The following is a 15,828-nucleotide window of genomic DNA, read 5'->3' on the forward strand; positions in this document are numbered from 1 at the left end:
GCGAAGCGGCCGTGCGCACCGTCGTCGATACGGCTCGGCTCACGCCAAGTGTCACCGTCTTCGGCACCATTCTCGCTACCGTCAGCGCCTGAAACCAGCCTCAGCAACGGCGTGGGTAATTACCGAAATAATTTATGTAGCCTAATACATCTGATACTTTCATGGAACAGCGCTCAAGATCATCGAATATCAAGAGTCTGTCTTGAGTATTTGTGAGATAATCTCTCAAGCTGATTTCTGGAACTTGCGCATTGATCGAGGCATCTTCCTTACCATCGCCATCAAAGTCGATCTTAAAAGTTCCCTTCAGAAAACCCTTTGTGATCTGCGAGGCTTTGTTGCACGGATCGGGTTGTGCACGCATTGAACGCGGTCCATAGGCCGAATTCAGGCGATGCGGACGCACTTCGGGCGTCCCAGCTCAAGCATGCGGTTCAAGGCATGAACGGCAATGGCAACCTCGGTCATACGGCGTTGATCCGTCCGTGAACGCAAGGCGTCTCCGATCCCTCGTTTAAGTCGGCTGATGGCAGTCTCCACCAGGGCTCGTCGCGTGTACCCGGACCGCTTCTGCCAGCCCATGCGTCCATGCTCAGCAATGCTTTGAAGATGCCGGTCGCGCCAGGTCGGAGCGCTTTCTGCCATCTCGCTTGGTACCGCTGTTGATCGGGGTGGAATGATCACGTCAGCATCAGGATGGCGCTTCGCGATAGTGTCGTAGATGCCCGCCTGATCGTAGGCTCCATCGCCTGTGAGTGAGGCGAGTGGATCGGAGATCTGCTCGAGCAAGGGCCCGACCTGCGACCCATCATCGACATCATGGGGCGTCAACTCTGTCGCGAGGATCTGGCCGGTATCAGCATCCACCCCGATGTGCAGCTTACGCCAGGATCGGCGTCTCCGCGTCCCATGCTTCTCGATCAGCCACTCGCCGGACCCACACAGCCGCAGCCCTGTGCTGTCGACCAACAGATGTATCGGCCCGGTGCGTGAGACTGATCTTGGCAACTCGAGGGTCTCGGCGCGACGGCTGAGGGTCGAGTGGTCCGGCACCGCCAGATCCAGACCGAGGAGTTGAAGGATCGAGCCAATCAGGCCTTCGGTCTGACGCAGCGCCAACTGGAACACCGCCCGAAGCGTCAGGGCTGTCATGATCGCCAGGGCCGAATAATGCGGCTGACCACCGCGTGTGGTGCGGGGCTCAGCGCGCCAGTCGGCGATCGCTTCCTCAGAGAACCAAACGGTGAGACTGCCCCTCTGACGCAGACTGGCGTCGTACTCCGCCCAGTTCGTCACCCGGCGCCGCTGCTTGGGGATACGGTGACGGCGAGCGGCATTGGCTTTGAACGGCATGGCAGATATCCGACAGGAAGGGCGCAGGCCTCCTATGTCACCCCGTGCCAGTTACCAACTCGCCAATCCGTGCAACAAAGCCACCTCAGGGTAGGAGTCGTCCTCGACGACGACAACGAGGTCGAGATCGGAGAACTCATCCATGCCGCCGTGGATCAACGAGCCGCCGCCGAGCAAAGTATGGATGCGAGGATCGGTCGAGAGGATGCCGCGGGCTTTATCGAGGAAGGCAGCATGATAGGTGGGAAGCGTGCCAGTCATTAACTCCTCCAGGCCCGGACCTCAGGATACCCGAAAGGGGCATGAGTTCCATGAACGGCTTATCACAATTCCACCGTTGAATCGGAAATGTCCGGCATTCGGCAGCAAACACCACCAGGAAGCAGGTAAGTAACCTGGACCGATGAGATATTTCCTGCAATCCACCGAAACAATCGACAGGAGCGCGCGACAGACATGATTCTCGTGACCGGAGCTTCAGGACATGTCGGCGGCATGGCGCTCCGCTGCCTTTCAGCCATGGGGTGTCCCGTGGCCGCGATGGCTCGCAATCCCCGCAAGGCCGAGGAGACTGTGCCGGCGGGTGTTCCAATTCGGATCGCCAACTACGATGACGTCGCCTTGTTGCACGGATGGGCAAGTTGGTAACCGGCATTGGGTGACATAGGAGGACTGCGCTCTTCATGTCGGATGTCTCCCGTGCCGTTCAAAGCCAACGCCGCTCGCCGTCACCGCATCCCCAAGCAGCGGCACCGGGTGACGAATTGGGCGGAGTATGATGCGGCTCTGCGCCGGCGCAGAAGCCTGACGGTCTGGTTCTCTGAGGAAGCAATTGCCGCCTGGCATGCCGAGCCGCGCACCACACGCGGCGGTCAGCCGCACTATTCCGCTCTGGCCATCAGGACAGCGCTGACCCTGCGGGCGGTGTTCCGGCTGGCGCTACGCCAAACCGAAGGGTTAATCGGCTCAATTTTGAGGCTCCTCGGTCTTGATCTGCCGGTGCCGGATCATTCCACCCTCAGCCGTCGCGCCGAGACCCTTGAGGTGCCAAAACCAATCTCCCATACCGGGCCAGTGCATCTGGTGGTCGACAGCACAGGCCTGCGTCTGTGCGGACCCGGCGAGTGGCTGATCGAGAAGCATGGGACGCGGAGACGCCGATCCTGGCGCAAGCTGCACATCGGTGTCGATGCTGAGACCGGACAGATCCTGGCATCAGAGCTGACTTCCAATGAGGTCGATGATGACTCACAAGTTGGGCCCTTGCTCGATCAGATCCCCGGCCCACTTGCCTCGTTCATCGGCGATGGAGCCTATGATCAGGCTGGTATCTACGGCGCCATCACCAAGCGTCATCCTGATGCGGACGTGATCGTTCCACCACGAGCGACTGCCGTGCCGAGTGATACGGCAGAGAGCGCTCCGACCCAGCGCGATCGGCATCTCCACAGCATCGCCGAGCATGGACGCATGGGCTGGCAGAAAAGGTCTGGGTACACTCGTCGGGCTCTGGTCGAGGCCGCCATCAGCCGGCTGAAACGAGTGATTGGAAATGCGCTGCGCTCGCGGACGGATCGGCGTCGTACGACGGAGGTGGCCATCGCCGTCAGTGCCTTGAACCGCATGTTTGAGCTTGGATGCCCGAAGTCCGTCCGCATCGCTTGAACTCGGGCTGATGAGCCTTCGATCCGTGCAACACGGCCGATCCAGGAACGAGCCCGCCGAGCGTTTCAGGCCGCCTAAAATCCATGCTGCTTCAGATAAAGCCCAACGACCAATCCTGAGAGGACCGCGATGGCGTGGATGAGCCGCCTCGTGGCCATCAACTGCCGAATTTCATCCGAGGGGTCCGGTCGGCGCTTGCGTCGAGTCATGCTGACCAGACTGCACCGGGATTGAGGCAAAGTTGGCGCCGATTGTTCCCAGCCAGGGCGGCCCGGCTCTGTTGAACCGCGCCGAGTTTTCCGGAGGCTGGTTGGCTTGGATTTTACGCGGCCATCGGCATGACCTCAAGCTTCGCATAGTAGGCAGCCTCCGCCTCGGCGGGCGGAATGCTGCCGATGGGCTCGAGCAGGCGCCGGTTGTTGAACCAATCGACCCATTCAAGCGTGGCGAACTCGACGCTCTCAAAGGAGCGCCATGGACCGCGCCGATGGATCACCTCGGTCTTGAACAGGCCGATGACGGTTTCCGCCAGGGCATTGTCGTACGAGTTCCCAACACTGCCGACCGACGGCTCGATGCCGGCCTCGGCGAGGCGCTCGGTGTACTTGATCGACACATATTGGGCAGATTCAAGCGATCGTCGCAACACGGATTCTGTTGACCTCCCGCAGCCATTCGTCAAGCGCCTCTGCAGGAGTTTTCCAGCCCAGCGTCTTCCTCGGCCTTGCGTTGAGGGTGGCTGCTACGGCGGCGATCTCCGCGGCACTGTGCGCACTCAGGTCAGTGCCTTTCGGGAAGTACTGACGCAGCAGTCCGTTGGTGTTCTCATTGGGGGGTGTCACATTAACTGAGTATAGCCATTGAGCTGCCCGACGAGGTCAGTTTTTTGCACAGCCCAAGTCGTTGATTTCCCTCGGCGCGAGATTTTTTCTTGACGAGTACAGGGTAGTATTCACCGTTAATGTGACATCCCCCCTCAAAGTATCTCACAACATCATCGAGGCGGATCACGGTGCGCTCAAGCGCGTGATCCGGCCGGCACGCGGCTTTCAGAGCATGAAAACGGCGCGTGCGACCATCAAAGGCTTCGAGGTGATGCGGATGATCCGTCGTGGGCACTGCCTCCTGCAGCGGCTGGGAGCGGCAGGCGAAGTCCGCCTCGTCAACCAACTCTTCGGTCTCGCCGCCTGACGACAGCTTCCGGGTTAGGGCTCGTTATGCTCTTTCCTAGTTACTGCAACAGAGCCCTACAATGAGCTGCCCTTCGTGCTGATCGGCGACAGCGGTCAGCATGATCCTGAGATCTACCGCCAGATCGTTGACGAGCATCCCGGGCGGGTGCTGGCGGTCTACATTCGGAATGTCTCCCGGGATCCCAAAAGGATCAAAGAGATCGAGGGCCTCGCCAAAGTGGTGGCGGGTGCGGGCAGCAGTCTGGTGCTGGCGGCCGACAGTATGGCGATGGCCGAGCACGCGGTCGGCCTTGGCCTGGTTGCTCCAACGACGCTCTCCGAGGTCGGGGATGAGAAAGCGGCTGCCGCCGACACGGCGCGGCCGCCGGCGACCTTTGGCATCCAGCGCGCCACACCGACCGAAACAGCAGACGCCGTGTCGGGTGGTGACTTGCAGCATCTGGTCGAGATGGGATCGAAGGACGTGCCGCCGAGTGTAATCGTCGAGCCAAAAACCCGCCAACAGTTCAACGAGCCCTGACGTGGCAGGGGCGCCTGGCTGAACCAGGCGCTTCGTGTTCGAGGCTAAGCATGGGACGTTTCGTCTGCGACCGCGAATAGCTGCCATTCCGCAGGTGTCAGCTGACATCTTGAAATGGGAAATCGGGATTACGGCAGCTTTGGGCATCAATAATGAGACAAACGGACCGTTTGGTTTCTCACTTTAGATGTCAATTCGAATGCGGTGCACTCGACGCTGTCGCCGATCCCGCCTCCACAATCCGAAATCAACATTGGACGGCGGCCGTCTCAAAAGAAATGTACAACGCCAATCAAATTCTCAACCCAAGTGCATATTCTCAAGTTAGACGTTCAACGCTAGAGGGTGTCTGAGAACGCTCGCGACGACGTCTCACACCAAGATGCCAGCGGACACCCGTCCTATAGGTAGGTGAACGGCTTCGGCCCGGAGCATAGCTGGTCCGTAAGTCTTCCACCATGGGATAATCGGATTTCGACATGGCAGCCCGTTTCTAATGAGATTTCGACCCTCATAATCGGTTTTCGACATAATTGATTTTCGGCGCGAGCCACCTAAATTAATTATTCTTCGACATCAATAAACGGTTTTCGACCTCATGCCTGATTTTTCGCCCCCGGCTGTCCTCCAAGGCGTGCTTGTGCCACGCAACGCACATCTCGCGGGGGGGGCAGCCTTGGTTAAGGCTTGGGGCTTGAACGCACCGCTCCGATCGTTTTCCTGTGTCTCAACCGGCTTTGTGAGGGGCAGCATCCGCCATCAGGATGAGTGGACCATCTACGACAAGCGCTTCAAACCGGAGGACTCCTTGAGCGGGCATCTGGCGTTCGCCCTTCGCCACGAGCCCATGGATCTTCTCATTCTCAAACGCCTCTTTCAGGCGGTGCCCAAGCACGAGATCGAAACCCTTGTCAATTCAGCCTCAACGGGGGCCTTCGCCCGCCGGATCTGGTTCTTCTACGAGTGGCTCACCGGTGATCGCCTTGACAGACCGAATGCCGAGGCCGGGAACTACGTCGATGCGCTCGATCCAAAGGCTTATTTCACAACTACGCCGGTCAATTCGACACGGCACCGGGTCAGGGACAATCTGCTGGGTGTTCCCGAATTCTGCCCTGTGATCCGTCGCACCGCCGTTTTGAACGAATTCGTTGGAAGCCGTTGGGATACGCAGGCCAAAGATCTTGTCGGACGGATCTCGAAGGGGATCGTTGCCCGAGCCGCGAGCTTCATGCTCCTCGCGGACAGCCAAGCCAGCTATCGGATCGAAGGCGAAAGCCCGCCGCGAAATCGGATCGAGCGGTGGGGGCGAGCCGTCGCTCAAGCCGGAAAGCGGCCGCTTTCGGAGGATGAACTCGTTCGCCTTCAACATATCATCGTGGAAGACAATCGGTTCGTCAGACCCGGCCTGCGTACGGAAGGTGGCTTCATCGGCGACCGCGACGTCGACAACAATCCGTTGCCTGAATTCATCTCGGCGCGGCAGCAGGATCTGCCTCAGCTCATAGCAGGATTGCTAGCCGCCAACGCCCGGATGGGGCGCGATTCGGGCGTGGATGCCGTGATTCAAGCGGCAGCGACGGCATTCGGCTTCGTCTTCGTTCATCCCTTCGAGGACGGCAATGGCCGTCTCCACCGTTACCTCATCCACCACGTTCTGGCAGAGAAAGGCTTCACGCCCCCGGGCATGATTTTTCCTGTTTCCTCCGTTCTTCTGGACCGGATGGACGATTACCGTGAGGCTCTGCAGCACCACTCCTCCGCCTTGATGCCTTTCATCGAATGGCGCCCATCTGCATCTCTCAACGTGGAGGTGTTGAACGACACGACCGACCTGTACCGGTACTTCGACGCGACCGAAGTCGCTCAACTTCTGTACGAATGCGTTCGGAGAACCATCGAAGACGACCTCCCGAAGGAACTCGCCTACCTGCGCAGTCACGATGAGGCGAAACGGCGTATTCAAGAGGTTGTCGAAATGCCTGACCGCACGCTGGGCCTGCTCATTACCTTTAGTTCCCAGAATAACGGAAAGCTCTCGAAAAAGCGTCGGCGGTCCGATTTCGCAGCTCTCACCGATGCCGAAGTCGCAGAAATCGAGCAGATCGTGACTGATGCTTTCGCTTCCTACCATGATGAATTCGGACCGGCTGACCCAGCGCCTTGATGCCCGTGCTCGTCGTGTCGTGCAGGCCAATCCCACAGCAGCATCGTTCTGACGACCGTCGCTTGTTTGTCGCTCAGGGGAAATCTGAAGGATCGCTCGCGTCCTTGCGCACAGAGCGTGGTGTGACTCTCGGGCAACGGCCTAGCTTCATGCCCGAAAAGGTTTTATAAGAAGCTCATGGGCCGCTGGAACCGTTCCCTGTCTGACCACCGTCAGTTAGATCCCCAGCGGACGGAGACATAGGGGTCGGGCCTCCGGGCGCCGGCCCCTCTTCATTCTTGCCCTGCTCGTCTCGACAAAGACCTCACAGCCGCGTCGCTCGCAGATGCAGGGCATTTGCGATGACACTCACCGACGACAGGGCCATGGCCGCCGATGACCGGTGACAGCAGGATGCCGAAGATCGGGTAGAGTACGCCCGCCGCGACCGGCGCCGCCGCCGCGTTGTCGATGAAGGCGAAGAACAGGTTCTGGCGGATGTTGCCCATCACGGCCTGTGACAGCCGCCGTGCCCGCACGATCCCGGTCAGGTGACTGGCTGACGATGGCGGCCAAGCGGTGCCGCCTACGACTTGAGCGAGCGATAGATCACCCGCACGAAATTCGCATTCTGCTCCTCGTTCGCCCCGATCCTGGCACCGATGTCGGCGAAGGGCGTGGCCGCAACTGCCTCGTCGAGGCTCTTGCCGTCCGCAATCAGCTTCTGCACGCGGTCCTGCGCCGTCACGAGCATGTCGCGGTAGGCTGCGATCCCGGCCCGATCAGTCAGCGGCCCGTGGCCTGGGACGACCTTGGTGTCGTTATTGGCCAGCGCGAGGAAGACATCGGTTCCCGCGATCATGCCCTTGATGTTGCCGCCATTCGCAAAATCGATGTTGGGATAGCGCATGCCCAAGGTCACGATGTCGCCCGTCGCCAGCACATTCGCGTCGAGGAAGTACACGTAGGTGTCGCCGTCGGTGTGGGCATTGGCGAAGTGCTTCAGGACCGCCTCACGCCCTCCGACCTGCAGCGTCATCTCCGTCCCGTAGGTTCTGGTCGGAATCGCACCCTCTGGTGCGGGTGGGATCTTGGCACCGGTCAATCCATTGATGGTGCCGGCGCTCAGGCGCTTGGCGACATTCTCGTGCGCCGTCACAACAGCACCGTCCTTGGCAAAGCCCTCGTTGCCGCCGGTGTGATCGCCATGGAAGTGCGTGTTAACGAGATAGCGGACTGGTCCCTTCGACACGGCTGCGACCGCCGCCTTGATCTTGTCGTCTTGATCTTGTCGTGCAGCGGCGCGAACTGGCCATCGACCATGATAACGCCGTCCTCGCCTACCGCCACGGTGATGTTGCCGCCAGCCCCTTCAAGCATATAGGTGCGGTGGCCGAGATCGGTGGTCTTAATCTCCACCTTGGAGTAGTCGGTCTGAGCCCCGGCCTGCCCTGACGCAAGCAGCAGCAACCCAAGAAGCGAGCCAAACATCGCGATCTTGCTCATGCCATCTCCCGCGCGGCCGACCATCAGGGTTAGCAGCGAATTCGGCGTTGTGATCGGCTCGACATGGTTTCACGCGCGTGGGCAGGTGACCATGGACGAAGCCGTCGAAGCCGTTTGTCTCAGGATCAAACATGCGTGAGGCTCGGGTATCGAAGGCCCTTGGTATCGGCCCCGCCGGATCCGGATTGCTTCCTGCGGAAGGTTTCGTGGCAGCCGCCGCGGGCGGAGTGATGCCTAGGCCAGACCGGTCCGGCCGTTATCACCCGCTCCTATGTATCGCGGTTCGCCAAGGAGGGCATCACGGTAGTGTCAACTTGAGGCCGAGCAGACAACGCTGCCACTGGAGCAACGATCGGGGCAGGCCAGGTTAGCCTACGAGGGCAGCCCAGCAACCTCGCGCCAAGTAGCAAAGGCGCAGTCTCGGGCCGCTCGATACTCACTCGCGGAAACACGGTGACGGCGGAGCTGGAAGTGGAAGTGGATCGGAGTGTGAATCGAGAGAAACTGCCGGGCATGGCGGGCTGATTTGAACCGCCTCATGTGGCGTTCCCGCCGTCGGGTCGGTTGGTGCGAGACCTCACAGCGCTTGTTGAGATACCGGCTCTGACGGTGTTTGACGCCTGGCAGGATCTCGCGTTTGGCCGCGCCATAGGACCCGAGTTTATCGGTCACGATGACTCTGGGCACGTAGCACAAGCCCTTCAGCAACTTGCGGAAGAACCGCTTGGCCGCCTTCGTGTTGCGGCGGCTCTGGACCAGGACATCGAGCACGTTGCCGTGCTGATCAACGGCTCGCCAGAGGTAGTGCAGTTCGCCTCGGATGCGAACAAACACCTCGTCCAAGAACCATTTGTCACCGGGCTGCGGCCGCCGCTTCTTGAGCGTCTTGGCATAGGCCCGCCCGAAGCGCAGGCTCCACTCGCGGATCGTCTCGTAGCTGACCACAACTCCGCGCGCTGCGAGGATCAACTCAACGTCACGCAGGCTCAGGCTGAAGCAGTGATATAGCCAGATCGCCTGATTGATGATTTCGGCCGGAAAGCGATAACTGCGGTGCGGATTGGACGTCGTGCTCATGCCCCTGACCATGCCATAGGCCCCAGATCTTGCCAACTTGACAGTACCCGCCGCGGCCATGCCATGCACGAACACCGATGGGCGGATCAGTGTAAATCGGCTTAGAAACTTGACTCCTATCAGAACAGACGCGACCGGCTGAATAATCGAGACAAATAGCTACAACAGAGGGGTCACGTCGGCGCCGGTCGTGATCCTCTCACTCTGAGCAAAAATCGCAAGCCGCTCAGAAGTTTGGGCTGAGTAAGAGACGGGGTCTGGGTTCAGAGCTGAATGATACCCGTGGCGGGAGAGCGGAACAGGGACAAGGATTGAGCACTCTCGCTGAGGATGTCGCGCAGCTCGGCTATTCGATTGGCGCTGGTGTCCACCCGGACCACGAAGCACAGGGTCGCGACGGCGTGGCCCTGCTGGTCGAGTACGGGAGCGGCGATGCACTGCGTATAGGCATCGACCAGACCGGATGTGACGCAGTAACCATCGCGGCGGGCGGCCTGCACCGATGCGACGAAGTCCTCGATCTCGATGAACTGTCCGCCGGGAAGCCGCAGATCCTCCGAACCGATCATCGCCCGGATTTCGGCCGGCTCTAGGTGGGACAGGAGAAGATGTCCCGATGCCGTCCAGGGCAGGGGGATCTGCGTCCCAATATCGGAGCTGATGCGGAACGGCTGCGTTCCGGCGCGCATGTGGACCACCAGGTATCTGTTCTCATGGAGCATGCAGAGCTGGGTGGTCTCCCCGGTTTCGCGGGCCAGGCGGTCGACTTCGTCGCGCCCACGCCGGACGATATCATGCTCGCGCAGGTAGTCGACGCCATAGAAGTAGAGGGATTTGCCGAAGAAGACGCGACCGTCGGAATTCGTCTCCAGCAACCCGGCTTCCGACAAAGTGCGGACGATCTCGTAGATCGAGGAGCGCGGCGCATTGAGTTCGCGCGCCAGATCTCCAATCTTCATCGGGCCGCCGTGCCGATGCAGGAAATCCAGAAGGTGAATGACGCGATCGATGCCGCGTCCGCGAGAGCCTTCCGACCCCGATTCGCTCCGGCTCGATGGAGCATTGGTCAACGGTCCTCTCCGTTCAATCTGGCCTCCCCGCCGGGTGATTCCGCAAGGAAATATTGGCTCTTGCTGACCGGCCTAGTTTTGATAGTCTTTTGTCCAAGATGCTAGATTGACATCCAATATACGGGACAACGTTCGGCCGCAAGCAGCCGACGGCAACGGAGCGGACGGCAGGGTACCGGCCAGCGCGGACTCCGAAACCCAGAGGTGGTACCGGATGGAGGATACCGTGGAACACGAGCAGGCACGCAGGGACTTTCTGAAGCTTGGCACGGCCGGAATCGCAGTCGCGGGCTTGGCTGCCGCAGCAGTCACGCTGACGCCCGAGAAGGCGGCCGCTCAGGCGGCGGGCAACAGCATTCTCCGGACCGTTCTCGATCGTGGCAAGCTGATCGTCGGCACCGGCAGCACCAACGCGCCCTGGCATTTCGAAAACGACAAGGGCGAGCTCGTCGGCATGGACATCACCATGGCCCGTATTCTCGCCAAGGGCCTTTTCGATGACGAGACGAAGGTGGAATTCGTCCGTCAGGATCCGGCACAACGCATCCCGAACATCACCACAGGCAAGGTCGATATCGTCATCCAGTTCATGACGGTCACGCCCGCCCGGGCACAACTCGTCGCCTTCACGCGACCCTATTATGTCGAGGGCATCGCACTTCTGACCCGGCCGGACGCAGCCAATAAAAGTTTCGATCAGCTCCTCGCCGGAGGCAACCGCACGAAGGTCTCGATTCTTCAGAATGTCGATGCGGAGCGATCGGTACATTCGGTTCTGCCGCACGCGCAAGTGATGCAGATCGATACTCAGGCCAATGTCATTCAGGCGCTCGAGGCGAAGCGTGCCGATGCGGCGGCGGTGGATCTGTCGACGGTCCGCTGGATGGTGGCGCGCGATCCGAACCGCTATGCCGATGCGGGCAAGAAATGGTTCAGCATGCTCTACAGCGCGGCCGTCCGGCAGAGTGATCAGGACTGGCTGAACTTCGTCAACACAACGTTCAATGTCGCCATGTACGGGCACCAGAACGAGCTCTATGACGGTGCATTCAAGGAGTTCTTCGGATTGGACGCGCCCACGCGCACGCCCGGCTTCCCTTCGATCTGAACGCTCGGCCCGGCGCTCCGCAGGGAGCGCCCGGCCCTTACCCCTCACCGGGACGGACGATGGGCTACACTCTCAACTTCAACCTGATCTGGCGTCATTTCGACAAACTCTGGAGCGGTCTCCTTCTCAGCCTTGAACTGGCCATCGTTGCCATCGCCATCGGCGTCCTGATCGGGCTTGTGCTCGCCATTGCGTATGTGGCCGGGGACCGGATCGTGCGGTCATTGATCGGCCTTTACGTGGAGTTCATCCGGAACGTTCCGCTGATCCTGCTCGTCTATCTCGTGTTCTACGGGCTACCCCAGGCAGTGGATATCTCCTACGATGCGACGACATCCTTCGTGGCGACGCTTTCGGTCTATTCCGGCGCTTACCTCGTCGAGGTTTTCCGCTCCGGCCTCGCTGCGGTGCCTGCCGGCCTGATTGATGCTGGCAAGGCCATCGGCCTCACGCCATGGCAGCGGCTGATCCATGTGCGGCTTCCGACCATGCTGCGCATCACGCTTCCGGCCTTGTCCAACACCTTCGTGTCCCTTTTCAAGGATACGTCCGTCGCGTCGGTCATCGCCGTTCCCGAACTCACCTACGGCGCGCAATGGATCAACACCAATACGTTCCGCATCGTTGAGGTCTATCTCGTCGTCACTGCCATGTACCTGGTCACCGGCTACGCCATTCTCTTCGGATTGCGAGCCATCGAACGCCGTTTCGCGATCGGGCACTAAAGATGCTGAACGCGATCGTCTACGCTCTTCCTTTCCTGACGACGGGATTGCTTGTCACCTTGTCCGTGTCGGTGCTGACCGTGGTTCTGTCGCTCATCGCAGGCGGTCTCCTGGGCATCGTTCTGGTCTACGGGCCAATGCCCTTGCGCTGGATGGTGCGTGGATTCAGCGACATCGTCCGCGGCATTCCGATTCTGGTCCTGATCTTCTTCGTCTTTTACGGATTGCCGATCACCGGCCTTAACCTGCAGCCGTTCAGCGCGGCCGTATTGGCGCTGACGGTGTTCAAGACGGCGCAGGTGATCGAGAACGTCCGCGGCGCCATCGGGTCCATTCCACGTGGCCAGATGGATGCCGCCAAGGCGATCGGTCTCACCTTTCCCAAGCGGCTTGCCTACGTCATTGCTCCGCAGGCTGTGCGCCGCTTCCTGCCTCCGTGGATCAATGGCGTAACCGATGCGGTCAAGGGCAGCGCACTCGTCTCTCTGCTCGGCGTGACCGACCTGATGCAATCGATCCAGCAGGTCATCGGCCGCACCTACGATGCGATGCCGCTCTACGTTCTTGGCGCGCTGTTCTACTTCGTGATCAATTACACCCTGTCGACGCTCAGCCGGCGGCTCGAGAGCCGCTACGCCTACATACGGGAGTGATATGGCCGGAACCTCATCTCCTCGCCATGGCGTTCCCCTGCTGCGCCTGCGCAACGTCGAAAAGTCCTATGGGGATGTTCCCGTGTTGCGCGGTGTCGATCTCGATGTCGAACGCGGGCAGGTGGTCACGATCCTCGGCCCGTCCGGCAGCGGAAAGACGACGCTGCTGCGATGCGTCAATTTTCTCGAAGTCTATAACGGTGGCTCGATCGCCATCGACGGCGAGGAGGTGGGCTACCGGGACCTCGCGCGACGCCGCATGCGATCCGAGCGGGAGTTGGCGCGAATGCGTGCCGAGACCGGCATGGTCTTCCAGATGTTCAATCTGTTTCCTCACCTCACGGCCGCAGAGAACGTAATGCTCGGCCTCGTCAAGGTGCGCCGCAAGTCCCGGGGCGAAGCTCGCGACATCGCAGCCCACTGGCTCAAGCAGGTCGGGTTGACGGACAAACTCGACCGGCTGCCATCGGAGCTTTCGGGCGGGCAGCAGCAACGCGTCGGTATTGCGCGTGCGGTTGCCATGGATCCGAAGATCCTCCTGCTCGACGAGATCACATCGGCTCTTGATCCCGAGCTGGTCGGCGAAGTGCTGGATGTGGTTCTGAAACTGGCGGAGCAGGGAATGACGATGCTTGTGGTCACACACGAGATCGTCTTCGCACGGGAGGTGAGCAAGCGGATCGTCTTCATGGCGGACGGCATGATCGACAGCGAGGGGCCGCCAGATCAGCTTTTTGCACCGGACCACGGCAGCGAGCGGCTTCGCACCTTTCTTGCCCGGTTCCGGCTGCATCATTGAACTAGCGCATCGTGCGGAAAAGTGGGGCCGTGTTGCATGGACCGACTGGTGAATGTACCGAGCCCATCCTGCATCTTTGGCTAAGCGATGCAGATGGCCTTCGGGCGTCCAAGCGCGAGCATGCGGTTCAAGGCACTGACGGCGATCGCAATCTCAGTTGCACGACGCCGGTCAGTCCGCGAGCGCAGTGCGTCACTGATCACTTGTTTGAAGGGTACTGTCGCAAACCTATCGGTAACTCAGTTCGGTATACTCCTCCCGTGGCTCTGGAGGTGCGTGATGTTCAAGGGCAGGCATTTTGATCGGTCGGTGATCCTGCTCTGCGTGCGCTGGTATCTGGCTTACAGTCTCAGCCTGCGGGACCTAGAGGAGATGATGGCCGAGCGCGGCATCTCGGTTGACCACGCCACGATCCACAACCTGTGAGTAAATCCCTTCGGCAGGCCAGCTGGCGCCCCTTCGCACGGACCACTCTCCCACAATGCCGGCGAGAACGGACGAGCGGTCGTGATGGGGGAGCATGAGGATCTGTGGGATGCTAGCGACGGGACCATTCGAACCGGTGCAATCGAGCCCATTCAACAGCGAAAGCATGAAGGGCCAATCCGAAGAGCAACATGGTTGCCCCACATTTCCTCATGTTCTCATCGAGCACCTTGGTGATGGCGCGTGCAAGGATGCCGGCGACGATCCCCATGGCGTCAGTTCCATCTCCGCCTGGTGTGCCGATCCAGCCAGTCGCGCGCCCGATTCATCCGAGTCTTGCCATGCGCTTCTCCATGCGCGGAAGCAGAGAGGGCAGAGCATGGACCACGCCGATGATGCCAATGTGATCGCGCTGACCGGAACGCCTTGTCACAGCATGCGTTCCCGTGATGGGTCCGGCTTGGCTGTTCGATGGAGGAACCGGGCCGGAGGCTCTCATCCGGAGGCACATCCATGCTCCAGCCCCTGGCGTTGATCGGCTTTCTCATCCTGGCTGCGTCGTCCGCCCTGGCGCAGACGACACCCGGCTCGCCTCCTGCCACTGGCCCTGCCGAGACAGGGCAAACCGGGGGGATCACGGATTACTGGTGGGTCATCCTGCTGGTGATCGTTGTCGCCGCTGTGATCTGGTACTACTCGAGTCGCCGCACCCGGGTTTGAGCACGACTGCACCGCTGGCGATCTGGCTCAATCTGTGCTCAACACCACACCTTCAGCGAGGGCCGGCAATCGGCGCAGGTGCCCAGTTCTGGCAAAGCCATTGTCTGTACGGTGCCGCAATCCGGGCTGCCCTTCACCGCTGGGTGCAACTCGCCCCTGCATCCAATCGGCACTTTGACGCAACGCTCCACTAATCTCAACGATATGCTCAAGCCTCGCCACCTCCCTTGAGAAACGGCGGGTGCGCTTGAGCCTCGGGAGCGCCAACGGCGCAGAACCACCTTCGCGCTTGTGCTGCTGTCCTTCGACCCTAAATCGCTCGGAGAAGCAGAATTCGGTGGCAGCAGGACGCGTGGCCGGCGCTCCGCTCTTGTCCCCTATCGGCTTCGTTGAGCCTATCGAGGTCGGCTACATGGCCTATGATGGCAGCAACAGGTCCTGGATCTGGTCGAGTCCGCTCCAAGAGCATGCCTGGGGCTTGGACCGAGGAAGCAGACCGCCAAGGCTACCTTCAGAGCTATGACGGATTTTGGGTGACGGGGCCGATCAGGCGGCGCTGTTTGTCGGCATCGGAATGATCTCGGTGCCGTCCTTAAACCTGACACCGGCGATTACTTTGGGCAACTGGTTTTCGCCCATCAGCCGACGCCAGCTTTTCGCGGCCGCCATCAGCAGCTTGAAGACCGTCAGCCGGGCGGTCGTTGGAGACAGCGAGCCTTTCGTGCGCACGGTCCGGTGCCGCACCGTGGCGAACACACTCTCAATCGGATTGGTCGTTCGCAGATGGATCCAGTGCTCGGCGGGCCAATCGAAGAAGGCCAGCACCGCCCGCTGGTCCTTGCGCAGGCACTCCACGGCTTTCGGATA

Annotated in this window: 17 protein-coding genes and 5 pseudogenes; 11 read left to right on the top strand and 11 right to left on the bottom strand. The window is 60.5% G+C overall.

Going from position 1 to position 15,828, the window contains the following annotated elements; translation table 11 throughout:
- Window positions 1–100 precede the first annotated feature (100 nt).
- The 3 genes from ACS5Q1_RS40065 to ACS5Q1_RS40075 are packed head-to-tail and all read right to left on the bottom strand — an operon-like array spanning window position 101 to window position 1,614.
- Window positions 101–364, bottom strand: a complete 264-nt coding sequence (locus ACS5Q1_RS40065; protein ID WP_473103455.1) for a hypothetical protein — start codon at window positions 362–364, stop codon at window positions 101–103.
- Window positions 365–387: 23 nt separating this feature from the next.
- Window positions 388–1,353, bottom strand: a complete 966-nt coding sequence (locus tag ACS5Q1_RS40070; RefSeq protein WP_473103457.1) for an IS5 family transposase — start codon at window positions 1,351–1,353, stop codon at window positions 388–390.
- 51 nt (window positions 1,354–1,404) lie between these two features.
- Entirely contained in the window at window positions 1,405–1,614 is a 210-nt protein-coding gene (locus ACS5Q1_RS40075; protein WP_473103458.1) for a hypothetical protein, read from the bottom strand.
- A gap of 195 nt (window positions 1,615–1,809) precedes the next feature.
- Here ACS5Q1_RS40075 and ACS5Q1_RS40080 point away from each other — a divergent pair, with 195 nt between their 5' ends.
- Both ACS5Q1_RS40080 and ACS5Q1_RS40085 read left to right on the top strand, forming a co-directional pair.
- Window positions 1,810–2,001 (top strand): hypothetical protein, encoded by a 192-nt coding sequence (locus tag ACS5Q1_RS40080; RefSeq protein ID WP_473103459.1) that lies wholly within the window; start codon window positions 1,810–1,812, stop codon window positions 1,999–2,001.
- 51 nt (window positions 2,002–2,052) lie between these two features.
- Window positions 2,053–3,018 carry an IS5 family transposase gene (locus tag ACS5Q1_RS40085; RefSeq protein WP_473103460.1) on the top strand — a complete coding sequence of 322 codons (966 nt, stop codon included), beginning with the start codon at window positions 2,053–2,055 and terminating at the stop codon, window positions 3,016–3,018.
- Window positions 3,019–3,340: 322 nt separating this feature from the next.
- Here ACS5Q1_RS40085 and ACS5Q1_RS40090 read toward each other — a convergent pair.
- Window positions 3,341–3,643: pseudogene (locus ACS5Q1_RS40090) on the bottom strand (integrase core domain-containing protein); the annotation flags it as partial.
- Between the two features lie 4 nt (window positions 3,644–3,647).
- Window positions 3,648–3,848 (bottom strand): annotated as a pseudogene (locus tag ACS5Q1_RS40095) (IS30 family transposase); the annotation flags it as partial.
- A gap of 157 nt (window positions 3,849–4,005) precedes the next feature.
- On the opposite strand from ACS5Q1_RS40095, the pseudogene ACS5Q1_RS40100 reads away from it, so the two are divergent.
- The 3 genes and pseudogenes from ACS5Q1_RS40100 to ACS5Q1_RS40110 form a co-directional block, all read left to right on the top strand.
- Window positions 4,006–4,209, top strand: a pseudogene (locus tag ACS5Q1_RS40100) (DDE-type integrase/transposase/recombinase); the annotation flags it as partial.
- A 75-nt stretch (window positions 4,210–4,284) separates the two neighbouring features.
- Complete coding sequence (locus ACS5Q1_RS40105; protein WP_473103461.1) at window positions 4,285–4,731, top strand: phosphatase domain-containing protein; 447 nt, start codon at window positions 4,285–4,287, stop codon at window positions 4,729–4,731.
- Window positions 4,732–5,539: 808 nt separating this feature from the next.
- Window positions 5,540–6,898, top strand: a complete 1,359-nt coding sequence (locus ACS5Q1_RS40110) for a Fic family protein (protein ID WP_473103462.1) — start codon at window positions 5,540–5,542, stop codon at window positions 6,896–6,898.
- Window positions 6,899–7,202: 304 nt separating this feature from the next.
- On the opposite strand, the pseudogene ACS5Q1_RS40115 reads toward ACS5Q1_RS40110, so the two are convergent.
- From ACS5Q1_RS40115 to ACS5Q1_RS40135, 5 genes and pseudogenes are all read right to left on the bottom strand, one after another.
- Window positions 7,203–7,428, bottom strand: a pseudogene (locus ACS5Q1_RS40115) (hypothetical protein); the annotation flags it as partial.
- 35 nt (window positions 7,429–7,463) lie between these two features.
- Window positions 7,464–8,129, bottom strand: a complete 666-nt coding sequence (locus ACS5Q1_RS40120) for an MBL fold metallo-hydrolase (RefSeq protein WP_473103463.1) — start codon at window positions 8,127–8,129, stop codon at window positions 7,464–7,466.
- Window positions 8,033–8,383 (bottom strand): hypothetical protein, encoded by a 351-nt coding sequence (locus ACS5Q1_RS40125; protein ID WP_473103464.1) that lies wholly within the window; start codon window positions 8,381–8,383, stop codon window positions 8,033–8,035. Before ACS5Q1_RS40125 ends, ACS5Q1_RS40120 begins: the two co-directional genes overlap by 97 nt.
- A 372-nt stretch (window positions 8,384–8,755) precedes the next feature.
- Window positions 8,756–9,460, bottom strand: a complete 705-nt coding sequence (locus tag ACS5Q1_RS40130) for an IS6 family transposase (RefSeq protein WP_473103465.1) — start codon at window positions 9,458–9,460, stop codon at window positions 8,756–8,758.
- A 263-nt stretch (window positions 9,461–9,723) separates the two neighbouring features.
- Entirely contained in the window at window positions 9,724–10,530 is an 807-nt protein-coding gene (locus tag ACS5Q1_RS40135) for an IclR family transcriptional regulator (protein WP_473103466.1), read from the bottom strand.
- Window positions 10,531–10,744: 214 nt separating this feature from the next.
- Between ACS5Q1_RS40135 and ACS5Q1_RS40140 the strand changes: the two genes are divergently transcribed.
- From ACS5Q1_RS40140 to ACS5Q1_RS40165, 6 genes and pseudogenes are all read left to right on the top strand, one after another.
- Window positions 10,745–11,638, top strand: a complete 894-nt coding sequence (locus tag ACS5Q1_RS40140; RefSeq protein ID WP_473103467.1) for a transporter substrate-binding domain-containing protein — start codon at window positions 10,745–10,747, stop codon at window positions 11,636–11,638.
- Window positions 11,639–11,697: 59 nt separating this feature from the next.
- Window positions 11,698–12,363, top strand: a complete 666-nt coding sequence (locus ACS5Q1_RS40145) for an amino acid ABC transporter permease (RefSeq protein WP_473103468.1) — start codon at window positions 11,698–11,700, stop codon at window positions 12,361–12,363.
- 2 nt (window positions 12,364–12,365) lie between these two features.
- Window positions 12,366–13,016: an amino acid ABC transporter permease gene (locus ACS5Q1_RS40150; RefSeq protein WP_473103469.1), complete on the top strand. Its 651-nt coding sequence runs from the start codon at window positions 12,366–12,368 to the stop codon at window positions 13,014–13,016.
- A gap of 1 nt (window position 13,017) precedes the next feature.
- Window positions 13,018–13,815: an amino acid ABC transporter ATP-binding protein gene (locus ACS5Q1_RS40155; RefSeq protein ID WP_473103470.1), complete on the top strand. Its 798-nt coding sequence runs from the start codon at window positions 13,018–13,020 to the stop codon at window positions 13,813–13,815.
- 279 nt (window positions 13,816–14,094) lie between these two features.
- Window positions 14,095–14,232 (top strand): annotated as a pseudogene (locus tag ACS5Q1_RS40160) (IS6 family transposase); the annotation flags it as partial.
- 522 nt (window positions 14,233–14,754) lie between these two features.
- The gene (locus ACS5Q1_RS40165) at window positions 14,755–14,961 is read left to right on the top strand and encodes a hypothetical protein (RefSeq protein WP_473103471.1); all 207 of its coding nucleotides are present in this window, start codon (window positions 14,755–14,757) and stop codon (window positions 14,959–14,961) included.
- Between the two features lie 546 nt (window positions 14,962–15,507).
- Here ACS5Q1_RS40165 and ACS5Q1_RS40170 read toward each other — a convergent pair.
- A partial coding sequence (locus tag ACS5Q1_RS40170) for a transposase (RefSeq protein WP_473103472.1) occupies window positions 15,508–15,828 on the bottom strand: 321 nt, incomplete at its 5' end.

The sequence above is a fragment of the Microvirga sp. GN3 genome, from assembly GCF_055792825.1.

Coding starts and splice junctions, on each gene's coding strand:
- ACS5Q1_RS40065 (WP_473103455.1), bottom strand. CDS start 364: ATGCGTGCACAACCCGATCCGTGCAACAAAGCCTCGCAGATCACAAAG.
- ACS5Q1_RS40070 (WP_473103457.1), bottom strand. CDS start 1,353: ATGCCGTTCAAAGCCAATGCCGCTCGCCGTCACCGTATCCCCAAGCAG.
- ACS5Q1_RS40075 (WP_473103458.1), bottom strand. CDS start 1,614: ATGACTGGCACGCTTCCCACCTATCATGCTGCCTTCCTCGATAAAGCC.
- ACS5Q1_RS40080 (WP_473103459.1), top strand. CDS start 1,810: ATGATTCTCGTGACCGGAGCTTCAGGACATGTCGGCGGCATGGCGCTC.
- ACS5Q1_RS40125 (WP_473103464.1), bottom strand. CDS start 8,383: ATGAGCAAGATCGCGATGTTTGGCTCGCTTCTTGGGTTGCTGCTGCTT.
- ACS5Q1_RS40130 (WP_473103465.1), bottom strand. CDS start 9,460: ATGAGCACGACGTCCAATCCGCACCGCAGTTATCGCTTTCCGGCCGAA.
- ACS5Q1_RS40140 (WP_473103467.1), top strand. CDS start 10,745: ATGGAGGATACCGTGGAACACGAGCAGGCACGCAGGGACTTTCTGAAG.
- ACS5Q1_RS40145 (WP_473103468.1), top strand. CDS start 11,698: ATGGGCTACACTCTCAACTTCAACCTGATCTGGCGTCATTTCGACAAA.
- ACS5Q1_RS40150 (WP_473103469.1), top strand. CDS start 12,366: ATGCTGAACGCGATCGTCTACGCTCTTCCTTTCCTGACGACGGGATTG.
- ACS5Q1_RS40155 (WP_473103470.1), top strand. CDS start 13,018: ATGGCCGGAACCTCATCTCCTCGCCATGGCGTTCCCCTGCTGCGCCTG.
- ACS5Q1_RS40165 (WP_473103471.1), top strand. CDS start 14,755: ATGCTCCAGCCCCTGGCGTTGATCGGCTTTCTCATCCTGGCTGCGTCG.